At 51.8% G+C, this 16,923-nt stretch carries 11 protein-coding genes and 1 pseudogene; 4 read left to right on the top strand and 8 right to left on the bottom strand.

The window, feature by feature from the left end; genetic code table 11:
• Positions 1-91 precede the first annotated feature (91 nt).
• Positions 92-1,738: a Na+/H+ antiporter gene (locus GA0061070_RS13815; protein ID WP_090136670.1), complete on the top strand. Its 1,647-nt coding sequence runs from the start codon at positions 92-94 to the stop codon at positions 1,736-1,738.
• A 127-nt stretch (positions 1,739-1,865) separates the two neighbouring features.
• On the opposite strand, the pseudogene GA0061070_RS13820 reads toward GA0061070_RS13815, so the two are convergent.
• Positions 1,866-2,782, bottom strand: a pseudogene (locus GA0061070_RS13820) (LysR family transcriptional regulator).
• 202 nt (positions 2,783-2,984) lie between these two features.
• Positions 2,985-4,151, bottom strand: a complete 1,167-nt coding sequence (locus GA0061070_RS13825) for an iron-containing alcohol dehydrogenase (protein ID WP_090136671.1) — start codon at positions 4,149-4,151, stop codon at positions 2,985-2,987.
• Between the two features lie 789 nt (positions 4,152-4,940).
• Here GA0061070_RS13825 and GA0061070_RS13830 point away from each other — a divergent pair.
• Positions 4,941-6,992, top strand: a complete 2,052-nt coding sequence (locus tag GA0061070_RS13830) for a sensor domain-containing protein (RefSeq protein WP_090136672.1) — start codon at positions 4,941-4,943, stop codon at positions 6,990-6,992.
• Between the two features lie 575 nt (positions 6,993-7,567).
• Here GA0061070_RS13830 and yajD read toward each other — a convergent pair.
• On the bottom strand, positions 7,568-7,915 hold the full coding sequence (gene yajD, locus GA0061070_RS13835; protein ID WP_090136673.1) for an HNH nuclease YajD: 348 nt from the start codon (positions 7,913-7,915) through the stop codon (positions 7,568-7,570).
• Positions 7,916-8,443: 528 nt separating this feature from the next.
• Between yajD and GA0061070_RS13845 the strand changes: the two genes are divergently transcribed.
• Positions 8,444-9,190 (top strand): SAM-dependent methyltransferase, encoded by a 747-nt coding sequence (locus GA0061070_RS13845; protein ID WP_090136674.1) that lies wholly within the window; start codon positions 8,444-8,446, stop codon positions 9,188-9,190.
• Here GA0061070_RS13845 and GA0061070_RS25190 read toward each other — a convergent pair.
• The 4 genes from GA0061070_RS25190 to acs all read right to left on the bottom strand — a co-directional run bounded on the left by GA0061070_RS25190 (position 9,187) and on the right by acs (position 13,658).
• Positions 9,187-9,342 (bottom strand): hypothetical protein, encoded by a 156-nt coding sequence (locus tag GA0061070_RS25190; RefSeq protein WP_167353581.1) that lies wholly within the window; start codon positions 9,340-9,342, stop codon positions 9,187-9,189. The genes GA0061070_RS13845 and GA0061070_RS25190 overlap by 4 nt on opposite strands.
• A 152-nt stretch (positions 9,343-9,494) precedes the next feature.
• Entirely contained in the window at positions 9,495-11,147 is a 1,653-nt protein-coding gene (actP, locus tag GA0061070_RS13850) for a cation/acetate symporter ActP (RefSeq protein WP_208598175.1), read from the bottom strand.
• Entirely contained in the window at positions 11,144-11,452 is a 309-nt protein-coding gene (locus GA0061070_RS13855) for a DUF485 domain-containing protein (RefSeq protein WP_090136675.1), read from the bottom strand. The genes actP and GA0061070_RS13855 overlap by 4 nt, the downstream gene beginning before the upstream one ends.
• A gap of 247 nt (positions 11,453-11,699) precedes the next feature.
• On the bottom strand, positions 11,700-13,658 hold the full coding sequence (acs, locus tag GA0061070_RS13860) for an acetate--CoA ligase (RefSeq protein WP_090136676.1): 1,959 nt from the start codon (positions 13,656-13,658) through the stop codon (positions 11,700-11,702).
• Positions 13,659-14,344: 686 nt separating this feature from the next.
• Here acs and gltP point away from each other — a divergent pair.
• Complete coding sequence (gene gltP, locus GA0061070_RS13865) at positions 14,345-15,658, top strand: glutamate/aspartate:proton symporter GltP (RefSeq protein ID WP_090136677.1); 1,314 nt, start codon at positions 14,345-14,347, stop codon at positions 15,656-15,658.
• 33 nt (positions 15,659-15,691) lie between these two features.
• Here the strand turns inward: gltP and GA0061070_RS13870 are convergent, their stop codons facing one another.
• On the bottom strand, positions 15,692-16,888 hold the full coding sequence (locus tag GA0061070_RS13870) for an MFS transporter (RefSeq protein ID WP_244153123.1): 1,197 nt from the start codon (positions 16,886-16,888) through the stop codon (positions 15,692-15,694).
• Positions 16,889-16,923 lie beyond the last annotated feature (35 nt).

Consider the following 16,923-nt stretch of genomic DNA (forward strand, 5'->3'; position numbering starts at 1 on the left):
TTGCCCACATCCCGGTTTCTTTGCGTTAAGCTGAATGCTCTGGTCTCAAGGTCTGAGACCGTTATAACAAAACATTGCAAACAGGGAACGCATGGAAATATTTTTTACCATTCTTATCATGACGCTCGTGGTGTCACTCTCGGGGGTCTTCACGCGGGTTCTACCTTTTCAAATCCCGCTGCCGTTGATGCAAATCGCCATCGGCGCACTGCTGGCCTTTCCCACGTTTGGCCTGCATGTCGAATTCGATCCGGAACTGTTTTTGGTGCTATTTATCCCGCCGCTGCTGTTTGCTGACGGCTGGAAAACGCCGACGCGCGAATTTCTCGAACATGGCCGCGAAATCTTCGGCCTTGCGCTGGCGCTGGTGGTTATCACCGTGGTTGGAATCGGCTTCTTGATCTACTGGCTGGTGCCTGGCATTCCGCTGGTGCCCGCTTTCGCGCTGGCGGCGGTGCTGTCGCCAACTGATGCTGTGGCGCTCTCCGGCATTGTTGGTGAAGGGCGCATTCCGAAAAAAATCATGGGCATTTTGCAGGGCGAAGCGTTGATGAACGACGCTTCCGGCCTGGTGTCACTGAAATTCGCCGTCGCCGTGGCGATGGGCACGATGGTCTTTACCGTCGGCGGCGCCACGGTCGAATTTATGAAAGTGGCAATTGGCGGCCTGCTGGCTGGCTTTGTGGTTAGCTGGTTGTACGGCCGTTCGTTGCGCTTTCTCAGCCGCTGGGGCGGTGATGAACCGGCCACACAGATCGTGCTGCTGTTCCTGCTGCCGTTTGCTTCTTATCTGATTGCGGAACATATCGGCGTCTCCGGCATCCTGGCCGCCGTTGCGGCGGGGATGACTATCACCCGTTCCGGCGTTATGCGCACCGCACCACTGGCGATGCGTTTGCGTGCTAACAGCACCTGGGCGATGCTGGAATTTGTCTTTAACGGTATGGTGTTCTTGCTGTTAGGCTTGCAACTGCCGGGGATCCTGACCACCTCACTGGTGGCAGCGGAAGCCGATCCTAATGTCGAAACCTGGATGCTGTTCACCGATATCGTGCTGATCTATGCCGCGCTGATGCTGGTGCGTTTCGGCTGGCTGTGGGCAATGAAGAGATTCAGTCTGCGTTTCTTACATAAAAAGCCGATGCAGTTCGCCTCCTGGAGCGATCGCGAGCTGCTGATCGCCACCTTCGCCGGGGTTCGCGGGGCCATCACGCTGGCCGGTGTGCTCTCTATTCCGTTGCTGCTGCCCGGCGGCGATGTCTTCCCGGCGCGTTATGAGCTGGTGTTCCTTTCCGCCGGAGTGATCCTTTTCTCGCTGTTCGTTGGCGTCATCGCGCTGCCGTCGCTGTTGCAGCATATCGAAGTGCGCGACCACGCTCAGCAGCACAAAGAGGAGCGGATGGCGCGGGCGGTAACTGCTGATGTGGCGATTGTCACAATCCAAAAAATGGAGGAGCGCCTGGCGGCGGATAGCGAAGAGAATATCGATGATCAGCTGCTGACAGAGGTTAGTTCGCGGGTGATTGGTAATCTGCGACGCCGCGCTGATGGGCGCAATAACATCGAAAGCTCACTACAGGAAGAGAACCTGGAGCGCCGTTTCCGTCTGGCGGCGCTGCGCTCTGAACGCGCTGAGCTTTACCACCTGCGCGCTACCAGGCAGATCAGCAACGAGACGCTGCAAAAGCTGTTGCACGACCTCGATTTGCTGGAAGCGTTGCTGCTGGAAAATAAATAACCTCCTTCCGGGTCGGGATAACACCCCGCACGATGTGGAAGTGCGTATTCTGACGGCAGGATTTCCGTAGGTGAATCTGCAAGGTCCGTGGGGGCCGGGCAACGCCGCCTGAGCGATGCGGGGGAAGCTACGCTTTCCCCGCAGGCAACGATGAGGCGGCTGACTCAAGCCAGAACGCCTCACAACAGCTTAACCACGCCTGCGCACTGTGGGAAAGATAGACGCCTTCGCGCCAAATCATCCCAAGTTGCCAGCGTAAATCGCTCTGTAAAGGAAGCCAGCGCAGGGTTTGTTTATATCCAGCCGCTGGCAAATCGGTTCCGGCAGAATGGCTATGCCGACGCCTGCCTGCACCATCGCAGCCAGAAAATCCCACTGCCCGCTCCGCACGGCGATGCACGGCTTCACGCCATGCTGATTAAACAACTGCATCAACTGGCGGCTGAGGGCAAAATCTTCGTTGTAGATAAGCAAAGGGTGCTCGCCTAACTCTTCCGGCGTGACCACTTCGTGTTTCAGCCAGTTGTCGGAGCGCGGCACCAGCACGCACATTGGGTAACTGAACAGCGGCATTGTCGCTAAACCGCTGTCTTCTTCTACCGGCAGCGCGGTTATCGCCAGATCCAACTCGCTATTGCTTACCGCATGCTGCACCGTCAGGCCGCCAAATTCGGCAATTTTCAGCTCGATGCCGGGATAACGCTGACGAAACAAGCTGATTGTCCCGGCCATCAGCATGCCGACCATAGGTGGAATGCCGAGGCGCAACAGACCTTTGTTCAGATTGTTGATATCGCCAAGCTCCGCTTCCAGTTGTTGGAACTCGGCGAGGATCGCCATGCCGCGTTCAAACACCACGCGACCGGTATCGGTCAGCAGCAATTTACGGCCATCGCGAATCAACAATGTGCAGTTGAGTTCATCCTCAAGATTTTTCAGCATTTTGCTAATGGTCGGTTGGGTGACGAACAGGCGCTCCGCCGCGCGAGTGAAACTTTGCTGGCGTACCACTTCGACAAAATAGCGCAGCGTTCTGATGTCCATAATGATTCCCTGGAGCTCTGTGTGCGATGAGTTTAATTCATTTCAGCAACGTAAGGGCGCTCTCTGTACTGGCCGTGCACTGAATTTAATCACGAGATGCAGGGAATGAATGGTTTCTGGCTCTGTTATGAAACTGCAAAACAGAGGCCTTATTGCCAGCAACCAGCAATAAGGCCTCTTCGTGTCCTGCAATGGCGCTTATTTATAGCGCTCCTTCACCTTCGTAAGCCTGACGATAAAGCTCAATGACCTGCTCTTTCGTCGCTTTTCTTGGGTTAGTTAACTGGCAAACATCTTTTTTGGCGTTTTCCGCCATAATGGCAAAGTCTTCAGGTTTTACTCCCAGACTTTTCAGATCGGCTGGAATGCCGACTTGTTTGCTCAGGCGACGAATGGCGGCAATAGCTTTCACTGCCGCTTCATCGGTCGACAGTCCGGCGACTTTTTCCCCCATCGCTTCGGCAATATCACGGAAGCGATTAAGGTTGCCAATAAGGTTAAAAGATTCAACATAAGGCAGGAGAATAGCATTACATACACCATGTGGAAGGTTATAGAATCCGCCCAGTTGATGCGCCATTGCATGTACATATCCCAAAGAAGCGTTGTTAAACGCAATCCCGGCGAGATATTGAGCATAGGCCATGTTGTCCCTTGCCGTCATATACTCACCGTTCGCTACTGCTTTGGGCAGGTATCGCGTAATCATCTTAATGGCTTGTAATGCAGCGGCATCTGTTAACGGATTAGCCATTGTCGACACATAGGCTTCGATTGCGTGTGTCAGCGCATCCATGCCAGTTGCTGCGGTAAGGGATGGCGGCATTCCGACCATTAATACCGGGTCGTTGATGGAAATTTGAGGTGTTACGCGCCAGTCCACGATCGCCATTTTCACCTTGCGTTCTGTATCCGTAATAATACAGAAACGGGTAATTTCGGAGGCTGTCCCTGCGGTGGTGTTAATCGCCATCAACGGAATCATATCGTTGCTGGATTTATCTACCCCTTCGTAATCGCGAATATTTCCGCCGTTTGCCGCAACCAGCCCAATGCCTTTTGCACAGTCATGGGATGAACCACCACCGAGTGAAACAATCCCATTACAGCCATGCTCACGATAGCACTCGATGCCTGCTGCTACATTTTTATCTGTAGGGTTTGGTTCTGCGCCACCAAATATATGCACATCAATACCGGCTTCCTGGTAAATTTTCGCAACATTATCCGCCATGCCGTTTTTTGCCAGAAATGCGTCGGTAACAATAAGTATTTTTTTTACATTTAACGTTCTTGCCAAAGTACCAGCTTCCTGAACACTACCTTCACCAAATACGTTTCGTGTTGGCAGAAAATAATATGTCGACATTGCTCATCCTCTGTTCATAAATATAATTGTTAAATGCTTTTAAACTCCTGGCAAAGTATCAATAGCTCAGGATGACGATACTCAGGTGATGCGAATAAAAGCGCTGACTGACTGAATGTGTGGGGCAATGTTAAAGAAAAGCTGAGTGGGAACAGTGAACAACCTCACAAAAATAGTGGTTTTTAACAGAAATAATCAATTATATTTACAGGTTGACTTTCTAATTATCACTTTTGTTATTAATTTGTTATGAGTGAAATGTGAAACATCGCCGTACAGCCTGTGGACGATGGTTCTTCACATGCATCTGGTGATGTCTTATGGCGTGGGAGAGATACAATTCGCCACAGCTTTGTCACCGCCACTATCACTTCCTGTGCTTACGTTGCGGCTTGATGCAAAAGCGTGCGTCAGCGCTGTCGGCAGGGGAATGCTATGATTGAGGTTATCCTCTCAACCATTTGCTCCAGTCTGTTGACGGTGGGCGAAAAGGTAGCCGATAGTGTGTAAGCCGGTCAATACGTATACGTTTTTTCTATCACAAAGAGTGAAAGGTGCTGGTGTTGCACTATTTAACGTAAATGGAATTGATCGTAGCAGAATGACGTTTTACATATTACATGATGTTATGCATTGAATGGGGTAAATCGATTCTGCTATTTTTCTGCGACAAAGGATTGTTAACTGTCAATGTCCGGATAGAGTTTGATCGTTTATGGGTCGGTGGTTGGAATAGTAATTACGCGCTGAGGGTAAATTATAGTTTTTCTTGATCGTGGCGAGGGCATTATGAATAAAACTCACTGGGATGAAAGTGGCTTATTTCAGGCAATCCTCGATAAATGTCCCGTCGGAATAGCGGTAATTAACTACGAAGGGCTTTATCTCACTGTTAATCCCGCTTATTGCGATATATATGGCTACACGAAAAATGAGATGTTGCATCACTCTTTCACAATGCTTTTTCCTTCTGCAGATAAACAGGCGGTTCTGGAGCGCCATTATCGATTTCTGGATGAAGGTGCACACCTTGGCGGAGAGTGGTCTGTTCTGCATCGTGATGGGTCACAGATGACGGTCTTTTCGGAATCCGTCACGTTTTATCCTGCCCATGGGCTACCGGCCAGGCTGGTCTATGTCCAGAATATTACTGAACGCAAAAAGGCGCAGGAGCAAATGAAAATTGCGGCAGCCGTCTTTGAGGCCAGCCAGGAAGCCATTGTTGTGACCAACAACGAAAATAATATCATTACTGTTAACCCGGCATTCACCACGCTGACTGGGTGGTCTTTAGAGGAGGTGAAAGGACTTAACCCCCGGGAATTTAAATCAGGCCGCCATCCTGGTTTTTTTTATACGGAGATGTGGCAGTCATTAAATGACACGGGACAATGGATAGGGGATGTCTGGGATCGACATAAAGATGGTACCGAATTTCTCAAGGAGCTGAGAATTTCGGTGATTAAAGATCCTGATGGCAATGTGCTTAATTATGTCGGTATGTTTTCCGACATTACATTACGCAAAAAGCAGGAAGAGTTAATTTGGCAGCAAGCTAATTACGATGTTATCACCGGTTTACCCAACCGCCATTTGTTTCAAACTAAACTTGAACAGGCCGCCCGCCATGCCTCGCGTACCCGTCATATTATGGCGTTGATGCTCATCGATCTTGATCAATTTAAATCGGTTAATGACAGCATGGGGCACCGCGCAGGGGATGAATTATTAGGTTGTGTGGCAATTCGTTTACTCGAATGCACCCATAATACTGAATGCGTCGCGCGACTTGGTGGCGATGAGTTCGCGATTATTATCCCGGATATTGAAGATCCGTCCGAATGTACGGATATTGCCCGCAATATTCTCAGGAAGCTGGAGACGCCCTTTACGATTAATGGTGAAACCATGTTTGTTTCCGCAAGCATTGGCATTTCTATTTATCCTCGAGACACGGAAAATCTGGAAGATTTATTTAAGAATGCCGACCAGGCTATGTATGCTGTTAAAAATGCGGGCCGTAAGAATTTTCGCTTCTACTCCCGCGCCCTTCATGATGCGATTCATACGCGTCTTCGGATGATAAGACATTTAAGAAAGGCACTTGAAGAGAACCAGTTCGTGCTCTATTACCAACCGATTGTCTCGCTGAAGACGGGACATCTTACTCGAATGGAAGCACTGGTTCGTTGGCATCACCCGGTCCAGGGGCTTATTAGCCCGGATGCCTTTATCCCGCTGGCCGAAGATACCGGCCTTATTGTTCCTATCGGTAACTGGATAGCAAAAGAGGCCATTACACAACTGGCTTACTGGCGACAAAAATATAATCCTGAACTCAAAATGGCCATTAATTTGTCGCCGGTGCAGTTACGCAGCCAGGAATTTGAAGACATTCCCTGGATTCATGATCTGCAAAGCAAGGGACTCAATGGTGAGGCGGTCACTATTGAAATTACTGAAGGGCTGCTGCTTAATTCAGAAACTCGCGTCAATCATAATTTAAAGATGATACACCAGATCGGTATTCAGATTGCCATAGATGATTTTGGCACAGGTTATTCATCACTGGCGTATCTGAGAAAATTTAATATTGATTTCCTCAAAATTGACCGTTCATTCGTCGAAGATTTAAAAGGCGTGGGTTTTGAACTCTGTACGGCCATCATTGCGATGGCCCATAGTCTGGGACTCGGTGTGATTGCCGAGGGGGTTGAAACCGAGGAGCAGGAAAAATTGTTGACTGAGCTGGAGTGCGACTATATGCAGGGGTATCTGTATTCGAAGCCACTGCCAGCCGATGAGATTGAGAAACTGCTGGTTTTACCTTATATACGATAATCATTTTGTTTCATTAAAAGGGTCTGTATTAATCTGACTACCCTGCAATTCAGGATTGCCAAAGTAATTCTCCAGCGCTGAGAGCAGCAAAAACAGAATTACGGAAGGGTTTCAAGGCACCATTCACAGGAGATACAGACAACGTGTTTCTGGTGCCTGGCTTATCGAAGAGAGCGTTCAGAATTCTGTGTCACGTTAAAAACTCTACAACGTCATCACGTTATTCAGACGTCCGTCAAAATAAATGGCTAACTGAGACAATGTCAAATTCCAGCTCTATCTGGCACTACCGGTAGAGATTCAGCGATCTGGCGGCAGCGAGAAAGATCTCGGCCCGCTCCTGGCTGCTACTGGCGCTGTTTCCTCTGTGCAGCGCCATTGCCCTGACCATGATTTGTCGCCCGCTAAAAAGACCGCTTATCACGAAAAACTGAATGCCGGATGCTGGAAACGGATTCGAACCGTTTACTTAGGATATGTTTTCCGGCGTATGGCTCACATCGGAATTTCCAGCCTTCAGGTATCACTCTTAGCAGACTGAGTGCGGCATACTGGCAGTTTTATGCGGAGGGAGACTATTTCTTCTTGTTAAGCATCGACTTTAAATCGGCAAACGGATTATAGGTCGCTTCGCCAACATCTTTTTGTGCGTCTTCCCCTGCCACAACGGTGGTGCCGTACTGATCCGCTTCCGTGTATTTTGAGTGTTCGTGGTCATGGCAATACAGACACAACAACTCCCAGTTACTGCCATCTTCCGGGTTATTGGTATGGTCATGATCGATATGGTGAACCGTTAATTCACGCAGGTTTGAATAAACAAACTCCCGTGAACAGCGTCCACACACCCAAGGGTAGATTTTTAGTGCTTTCTCGCGGTAGCCGCTTTCCAGCCGCGCGTAGTTTTTTGGAATCAAAGCCATTGCCGATGCCGCCTGTTACAAAGAGATAGTTTGATAATATCCCATAATAGAACAGAAAGAGACGGGGATATTTTCAGGATTGAAAACCTGAATGTTATCTTCTATTGTTGCAATGCCGCTGGCGCCTTAGACAGCGGCATGCTTTGTTTGCCGGGATAAGAGCAATTCCGGCGCTTTTTTGGCAGCATGTTTTTCCTGGACGATCACACTCTTCCGACTTATGCCTGTCCTTTTTATATCACTGTGTTACCATTCGTCCGGTAAATACCTTTCAACCCATCCGAGGCTTTGATGCTGGAGAATGTCATCATCTGATAATCGGCTTACCAGGCTTTTCAGGCCGGGCTGGTTATCAATGCGCTGAAATCGAATGCGGACACCGCTGTGTGTTTGCTCGTTTTGCTCATGATGATGAAACAGGTTTTCCAGTATGAATTTATCCCGTCAGAAACAACATCTCTTACACGTTCTCACCCACGATGGGCGTATTGTGCTCGTCCGCATTATCCCCGCGAAAGGAGTTAACTAATGGATATACCGCGTATTTTTACTATCAGTGAAAGTGAACACCGCATCCATAACCCATTTACTCCAGAAAAATATGCCACCCTTGGGCGCGTGTTACGTATGAAGCCGGGGACCAGAATCCTCGATCTCGGCAGTGGTTCGGGTGAGATGCTTTGCACCTGGTCTCGCGATTACGGCATTACCGGTGTCGGCATTGACATGAGCCCGCTCTTCACTGCGCAGGCAAAATTGCGTGCCGAAGCGCTGGGTGTTGCGGCGTATGTGCATTTTATGCATAACGATGCGTCCGGTTATATTGCCGACGAAAAATGCGATGTAGCTGCCTGTGTCGGTGCAACCTGGATAGCGGGCGGCGTCGGCGGGACCATCGCACTGCTGGCTAAGAGCCTCAAACCCGGCGGGATCATGCTTATCGGTGAACCGTACTGGCGTCAGTTACCCGCAACGGATGAGGATGCTAAAGCGTGCGGCGCCAGCGCGTTAGCCGATTTTCTCACGCTCCCACAGCTCGTCGCCAGCTTCGGCGAACGCGGCTATGACGTGGTGGAAATGGTGCTGGCAGACCAGGAAGGTTGGGATCGGTATGAAGCGGCAAAATGGCTAACCCTGCGTCGCTGGCTGGCGGAAAACCCCGACGATGAATTTGCCGCCGAAGTGCGGGAAACGTTGACGGTAGCGCCTGAGCGCCACGTTACCTGGACGAGGGAATATCTGGGTTGGGGTGTTTTTGCGTTAATGGCGCGCTAAACGAGACAACCGGTATCGCGGAAAAGCGATACCGGCGTCTGGTTGCTGTCGCAAAACGCCACCATGCGTGCATTTTCCCGCCACTCTCCACCGATGGCGGCAATATATAACCCGGCGCGCCCGCCCGTACCCACAAGAGCATATTTTTTCATTGCATCCTCGCATTCCATTTATGAATCCATGTGTCGATAAAATAAAAACATTATTTTATTTTTATAATGGCACTGTAGCGCGATAGCGAGAGAGGGATAGAGCAGAAAGGCGAAAATGTGATCCCCGGTCATTACTGACCGGGGCAGGGGGATTAATGTGCGTGACCCTGTTCGATACCAATACCGGTCTGCGAGCGAATAAACTGTGCGCGGAACTGCTCGCGCTCCAGCTTGCCTGCTTCGGTATTGTCGGTGGCAGAGAAGATCCAGATACCGATAAACGCGATGGCAATCGAGAACAGCGCCGGATACTCATACGGGAAGACCGGTGTGGCGTGGCCGAGGATCTGTACCCAAATGGTCGGGCCGAGGATCATCAAAATCACCGCCGTCAACAGGCCGAGCCAGCCGCCGATCATCGCGCCGCGCGTGGTCAGCTTCGACCAGTACATCGAGAGCAGAATAATCGGGAAGTTGCAGCTTGCGGCAATTGAGAAGGCCAGCCCGACCATAAAGGCAATGTTCTGCTTCTCAAACAGAATGCCCAATAAAATGGCGACCACGCCGAGCACCAGCACGGTAATTTTGGACACCTTCAGCTCCTGACGTTCGGTCGCGCCTTTACGGAACACGTTGGCGTAGAGATCGTGCGAGACCGCCGATGCGCCTGCCAGCGTCAGCCCGGCGACCACTGCCAGAATGGTGGCGAACGCCACGGCGGAGATAAAACCGAGGAACAGGTTGCCGCCAACGGCATCGGCAAGGTGAACCGCTGCCATATTGTTACCGCCAATCAGCGCGCCTGCTGCATCTTTAAACGCTGGATTTGCGCCTACCAGCATGATCGCGCCAAAGCCGATGATAAAGGTCAGAATGTAGAAGTAACCCATAAAACCGGTGGCGTAGAGCACGCTTTTACGGGCTTCACGCGCATCGCTGACGGTAAAGAAACGCATCAGGATATGCGGCAAACCGGCGGTGCCGAACATCAGGCCCAGGCCTAACGACAGGGCGGAGATTGGATCTTTCACCAGCCCGCCAGGGCTCATGATTGCCGCGCCTTTTGGGTGCACCGCCATCGCTTCGCCGAACAGGTTATTGAAGCTGAAACCGACATGTTTCATCACCATAAAGGCCATAAAACTTGCGCCAAACAGCAGCAATACCGCTTTGATAATTTGTACCCAGGTGGTGGCGAGCATACCGCCGAACAGCACGTACAGCACCATCAGCACGCCGACCAGTACCACGGCGACGTGATAGTTCAGGCCGAACAGCAGTTCGATAAGCTTACCGGCACCCACCATCTGCGCAATCAAATACAGCGCAACCACCACCAGCGAACCGCAAGCGGAAAGGGTACGAATCGGCCCCTGTTTCAGGCGGTACGAGGCCACGTCGGCGAAAGTATAGCGCCCAAGGTTGCGCAGCCGTTCGGCGATCAAAAACAGGATAATCGGCCAGCCGACAAGGAAGCCTAGCGAGTAAATCAGCCCGTCGTAACCGGAGGTGTATACCAGCGCGGAAATCCCGAGAAAGGAGGCCGCCGACATAAAGTCACCGGCAATCGCCAGTCCGTTCTGAAAACCGGTAATATTGCCGCCTGCGGTGTAGTAATCACTGCGCGAACGCACGCGTTTCGACGCCCAGTAAGTAATGTACAGGGTGAGCGCCACGAAAATCACAAACATGATAATCGCCTGCCAGTTGGTTGGCTGGCGTTGTACCGCGCCAGTAATGGCATCGGCAGCGTTCGCCGTGAAAGGAAGTGTGGCGGCCAGCGCCATCAGGACTCGTTTCATCATGCTTTTACCTCGCTCAGCACGGCTTTGGTCAGACGATCGAACTCGCCATTTGCCCGCCAGACGTAGACGCCGGTCAGCACAAACGAAATCACAATCACGCCAATCCCAATTGGGATGCCGCGCGTCACGCTCGTGCCTGCGTGCAGCGGCGTACCGAGCCAGTGCGGCGCAAAAGCGATAAGCAGAATAAAGCTGACGTAGATAATCAGCATGATGATGGAAAGGAAAAAGGCAAACCGTTGCCGTCTTTTGACTAACTCCCTGAAATGCGCACTGTTTTCTATCTGTTGATAAATGTTATTCATCACAGAATTCTCCAGAGGTCTCCCCTTTGCCTTTCGCGCCGCAGGTTCGTTGGCAGCACGTACCCACCCAGTCACATAGTCACCTATGCTCCTGGGGAGGTGCGCGTTTGCCGCTTTCCTGCAACACGAAATCCATTGAGGAGTGTAGGGTGAGGTGATTGTTTCCTCTCCTTATAAGGAGAGCGTTATGGTTTTGTTTGTAAGCCGGATAGAGGCTGACGCCTTATCCGGCAGGGCGTTACGATGATTAAGACGGCATGGTAATAGCCTGCTTCTCTTCGAGCAGTTTTTCCACGACGCCAGGATCGGCGAGCGTCGAGGTATCGCCGAAGTTACTGATATCGCCAGCCGCGATTTTGCGCAGGATGCGGCGCATGATTTTGCCGGAACGTGTTTTCGGCAGTGAATCTGTCCAGTGCAGTACATCCGGCGTTGCCAGCGGGCCAATCTCTTTACGCACCCAGTTACGTACTTCGGCGTAGAGTTCCGGCGACGGCTCTTCACCGTGGTTCAGCGTGACATAGGCATAAATCGCCTGGCCTTTAATATTGTGCGGAATACCCACCACGGCGGCCTCAGCGATTTTCGGATGCGAAACCAGCGCCGATTCAATCTCGGCGGTGCCCAGGCGGTGGCCGGAAACGTTCAGCACATCGTCCACGCGACCGGTGATCCAGTAATAGCCCTCTTCGTCACGACGCGCGCCGTCGCCGCTGAAGTAGCAGTTTTTGAAGGTGGAGAAGTAGGTCTGCTCAAAGCGCTCGTGATCGCCAAACAGCGTACGCGCCTGGCCTGGCCAGGAATCGGTGATCACCAGGTTACCTTCGGTAGCACCATCAAGGCGATTTCCTTCGTTGTCCACCAGCGCCGGTTGCACGCCAAAGAACGGATGGGTGGCCGAACCGGCTTTCAGGCGCGTTGCGCCGGGTAGTGGGGTGATCATAAAACCACCGGTTTCCGTCTGCCACCAGGTGTCCATCACCGGGCATTTACCGTTGCCGATCTTCGACCAGTACCACTCCCACGCTTCCGGGTTAATTGGCTCGCCCACAGAACCGAGAATACGCAGCGAAGAGCGGTCAGTGCCCTCGATGGCTTTGTCGCCTTCCGCCATCAGCGCGCGAATTGCCGTCGGTGCGGTATAGAGAATATTGACCTGGTGTTTATCCACCACCTGACTCATACGCGCCGGGGTTGGCCAGTTCGGCACGCCTTCAAACATCAGTGTGATGGCGCCGCAGGCCAGCGGCCCGTAGAGCAAATAGCTGTGGCCAGTCACCCAGCCGACATCGGCCGTACACCAATAAACATCGCCCGGATGATAATCAAAGACATATTTAAACGTCGTCGCGGCATAAACCAGGTAACCGCCAGTGGTGTGCAGCACACCTTTTGGTTTGCCGGTCGAGCCGGAGGTATAGAGGATAAAGAGAGGATCTTCTGCGCCGACTTCCACCGGCTGATGCTGGTCACTGGCTTTTTCGGTCAGCTCGTTCCACCACAGATCCCTGCCTGCGTTCCAGTCGATTTTGCCACCGGTACGTTTCAGAACCACAACGTGTTCAACGCTGCTAACGTTGCGGTTTTTCAGTGCGTCATCGACATTTTTCTTCAGCGGAATGGTACGGCCGGCGCGAACACCTTCGTCGGCGGTGATCACCAACCGGGAGCTGGAATCGATGATACGTCCGGCTACCGCTTCCGGCGAGAAGCCGCCGAAAATCACCGAATGCACCGCACCGATGCGGGCGCAGGCGAGCATCGCAACAGCCGCTTCCGGCACCATTGGCATATAAATCGCGACAACATCGCCTTTCTTAATCCCCAGTTCGACCAGCACATTGGCAAACTGGCATACGCTGCGGTGCAACTCGCGGTAGGTGATTTTTTTACTCTGGTTGGCGTCATCGCCTTCCCAGATAATGGCCGTCTGGTCGCCGCGTTCGGCGAGATGACGATCAAGGCAGTTGGCGGCCAGATTTAATGTGCCGTCTTCATACCATTTAATCGAAACATTGCCAGGCGCGAAGGAGGTATTTTTCACCGTCTTATACGGTGTAATCCAGTCGAGGATCTTTCCCTTCTCGCCCCAGAATGTGTCAGGGTCGGTGATGGATTGCTGATAGTTAGCTTCATACTGCTCCGGATTGATCAGGCAACGTTCCGCAATATTGGCGGGAATATCATGTTTATGTATTTGGCTCATGGCAATTGCTCTCCTTGTAAGATGTTAATAATATGTCAAAATAACGTTAATTGTAGGGCCTTTACCAGCTTTGTTTATTATTTGAGCGATAGATCACGCATTGATGATATTCAGTAAAAAAGCAGCAAAATAAATGCGCTGACATAGTGCAGAAATGAAAATGAGGCGGGAGAAGAAAAATTATTCATAACAATAGGTTATGAAATTTGACGATTTGATTACACTTAATAGCATTGCAGAATAACGCGCTGTGGCAACCTGCTGAAAATACATTGCGGAACCAATAGCGGCATAATTATTTTTATCAGGTACTATTCACTGTCTTAATGACAAATAGCAGACGGAATTTCCGCCATTAAGCGACCTCAGTGGCATTTATGTTGCTTAAAAAACGCGCAAATAAACGCATTTTGCAGAATAATTTTCTAACGGGAATATTGGAATTCAGTGGATTGAAAAATTTTACATAACAACTACTTATTATTAATAACTGAAATAAAAGATGGTTTTTAGATAAAATATCAGTCAAACCCTCTACAGGTATAGGGTTGCGCGTTATACCCTGCAAATGATACTGATAATATGCGTTAGAAAACCCCCGCAATACCGTGCGACGTTAATCATACCCTTTCAGTATGTGTCGTTCCCGGGCATGGAATGGCGCTTCATTGAGGAAGTCTATAGTCATGAAAAACATAAAAATCAGCCTGGCCTGGCAGATTCTGCTAGCCCTTGTGCTGGGCATTCTTCTGGGTAGTTACCTGCATTATCACAGCGACAGCCGCGAATGGCTGATTGCGAATCTCCTGTCTCCAGCGGGCGATATCTTTATTCACCTGATCAAAATGATCGTGGTGCCGATTGTTATCTCGACGCTGGTTGTCGGGATTGCTGGCGTTGGCGACGCGAAACAGCTTGGACGTATTGGCGCGAAAACCATCATCTATTTCGAAGTGATCACTACGGTTGCGATTGTGCTCGGTATTACGCTGGCGAATGTGTTCCAGCCAGGGGCGGGGATCGATATGTCGCAACTGGCTACGGCGGATATTTCGAAATACCAAAGCACCACCGCAGATGTGCAAAGTCATGCCCATGGCCTGATGGGGACGATTCTGTCGCTGGTGCCGACTAATATCATCGCGTCGATGGCGAAGGGCGATATGCTGTCGATCATCTTCTTCTCGGTGCTGTTTGGTCTGGGGCTTTCATCGCTGCCCGCATCGCACCGTGAGCCGCTGGTGACCGTGTTCCGCTCTGTCTCCGAAACCATGTTTAAAGTCACCCATATGGTGATGCGCTACGCGCCGGTCGGTGTATTTGCGCTGATCTCGGTAACGGTGGCGAACTTCGGTTTTGCCTCGCTGTGGCCGCTGGCGAAGCTGGTGATTCTGGTTTACTTCGCGATCCTGTTCTTCGCGCTGGTGGTGCTGGGCATTGTGGCGCGCGTCTGTGGGTTGAGCATTTGGATCCTGATCCGCATTCTGAAAGATGAGCTGATTCTGGCCTACTCAACAGCCAGCTCAGAGAGCGTGCTGCCGCGTATTATTGAAAAAATGGAAGCCTACGGCGCGCCTGCCTCCATCACCAGCTTTGTGGTGCCGACCGGTTACTCCTTTAATCTCGACGGTTCAACGCTGTACCAGAGTATTGCCGCCATCTTTATTGCGCAGTTGTACGGTATCGATCTGTCGTTGTGGCAGGAGATTATCCTTGTGCTGACGCTGATGGTGACTTCAAAAGGCATCGCGGGCGTTCCGGGCGTCTCCTTCGTGGTATTGCTGGCGACGTTGGGCAGCGTTGGTATTCCGCTGGAAGGGCTGGCCTTTATCGCCGGTGTTGACCGTATTCTCGATATGGCGCGTACCGCGCTGAACGTGGTGGGTAATGCACTGGCGGTGCTGGTGATTGCCAAGTGGGAACACAAATTCGACCGTAAAAAAGCGCTGGCCTACGAGCGCGAAATGCTGGGTAAATTTGATAAAACCGCCGGTCAGTAAGCCGCTCAGTCCCTCCTTCACGGAGGGATTTTTTTATCCTCTTGCCGTGTTGTTTTTGCCCACCATCGCCAGAAAACCCGCCACCACCGGCACCAGCGATCCCCACAGCACCGCATTCCAGCCAAAGGTATTGAGCAGCGCGCCGGAGGAGAAAGAGCCGACGATCATCACGCCAAAGACAATAAAGTCATTCAGCGACTGGACGCGGGTTTTCTCTTCCGGGCGGTGAAACTCAATGATCTTCGCCGAAGCACCGGTAAAACCAAAGTTCCAGCCGATGCCGAGCAGGATCAGCGAAAGCCAGTAATGCAGGATGTCGGTACCGAGCAGACCAGCGAGCACGGAGAGGGCGGTGATCAATAATCCCGCTGCACCAATGCGGCTGGCGCCAAAGCGCTGAATCAGTTTGCCGGTAAAAAACCCCGGCCCGTACATCGCAATCACATGCCACTGAATGCCCAGGTTCGCTGCTTGCAGAGAAAGGCCGTGCTGATGCATCGACAGTGGCGCGGCGGTCATCAGGAAGTTCATCACCATATAAGCCACCGCGCCGCCAAACACGGTACGACGGAAGCCTGGCTGGTGGGCGATCTCGTGAAGTGAGCGACCGCCATGTTGTGTGTGATCGGCAACGGCAGGGGATTTCACGCCGAGTAGTACCGCTGCGGCAATCACCGCGACTGCTGCCTGCGCGAGAAAGGTAACGGCAAAAGTATGCTCCGGCCAGGCATTCATGGTGCTGCTGACCAGCATCGGGCCAAGGACGCCCGCTACGACACCGCCACCCATCACCAGCGACAGCGCCCGCGCTCGTCGTTCGCTGCCCACGCCGTCGGTGGCGGCAAAACGAAACGAGAGCGCAACAGCCGCGTACGCGCCGCCGAAAAAAGCCGCCAGGCAGAACAGGGAAAAAGAGCCGAGCACGACCGCCAGCGAGGCCAGCAGCCCGGTCAACACGCCCGCGCCAGTGCCGGTCATAAAGGCAGCTCGTCTGCCCCGGCGGCGAGCCAACGCGCCAAACGGCAGAATGCAGGCCGCCATCCCCAGAACAAACACAGTGACGGGCAATGTTGCCAACGCGCTGCCGGGCGCGAGGGTATTACCGACTATCGCGCCAGTGGCGTAAAAGACGACCGAGTTAGCGCCAGCCAGCGCCTGTGCTGTCGCGAGGCGCACAATGTTATGGTTCTGCTGACTGATCGGTAATTCTGCTTCTGTAGAGTTCAACAACGGCGCTCTCATTCATTAGGGAATTCTGTTGCTGA

The organism is Kosakonia oryziphila (genome assembly GCF_900094795.1).
In the GTDB taxonomy this organism is placed as follows: Bacteria; Pseudomonadota; Gammaproteobacteria; order Enterobacterales; family Enterobacteriaceae; genus Kosakonia; species Kosakonia oryziphila.

What these genes read in the sequence shown, in the direction of transcription:
- GA0061070_RS13815 (WP_090136670.1), top strand. Translation starts at nt 92, where the DNA reads ATGGAAATATTTTTTACCATTCTTATCATGACGCTCGTGGTGTCACTC.
- GA0061070_RS13825 (WP_090136671.1), bottom strand. Translation starts at nt 4,151, where the DNA reads ATGTCGACATATTATTTTCTGCCAACACGAAACGTATTTGGTGAAGGT.
- GA0061070_RS13830 (WP_090136672.1), top strand. Translation starts at nt 4,941, where the DNA reads ATGAATAAAACTCACTGGGATGAAAGTGGCTTATTTCAGGCAATCCTC.
- yajD (WP_090136673.1), bottom strand. Translation starts at nt 7,915, where the DNA reads ATGGCTTTGATTCCAAAAAACTACGCGCGGCTGGAAAGCGGCTACCGC.
- GA0061070_RS13845 (WP_090136674.1), top strand. Translation starts at nt 8,444, where the DNA reads ATGGATATACCGCGTATTTTTACTATCAGTGAAAGTGAACACCGCATC.
- GA0061070_RS25190 (WP_167353581.1), bottom strand. Translation starts at nt 9,342, where the DNA reads ATGAAAAAATATGCTCTTGTGGGTACGGGCGGGCGCGCCGGGTTATAT.
- actP (WP_208598175.1), bottom strand. Translation starts at nt 11,147, where the DNA reads ATGATGAAACGAGTCCTGATGGCGCTGGCCGCCACACTTCCTTTCACG.
- GA0061070_RS13855 (WP_090136675.1), bottom strand. Translation starts at nt 11,452, where the DNA reads ATGAATAACATTTATCAACAGATAGAAAACAGTGCGCATTTCAGGGAG.
- acs (WP_090136676.1), bottom strand. Translation starts at nt 13,658, where the DNA reads ATGAGCCAAATACATAAACATGATATTCCCGCCAATATTGCGGAACGT.
- gltP (WP_090136677.1), top strand. Translation starts at nt 14,345, where the DNA reads ATGAAAAACATAAAAATCAGCCTGGCCTGGCAGATTCTGCTAGCCCTT.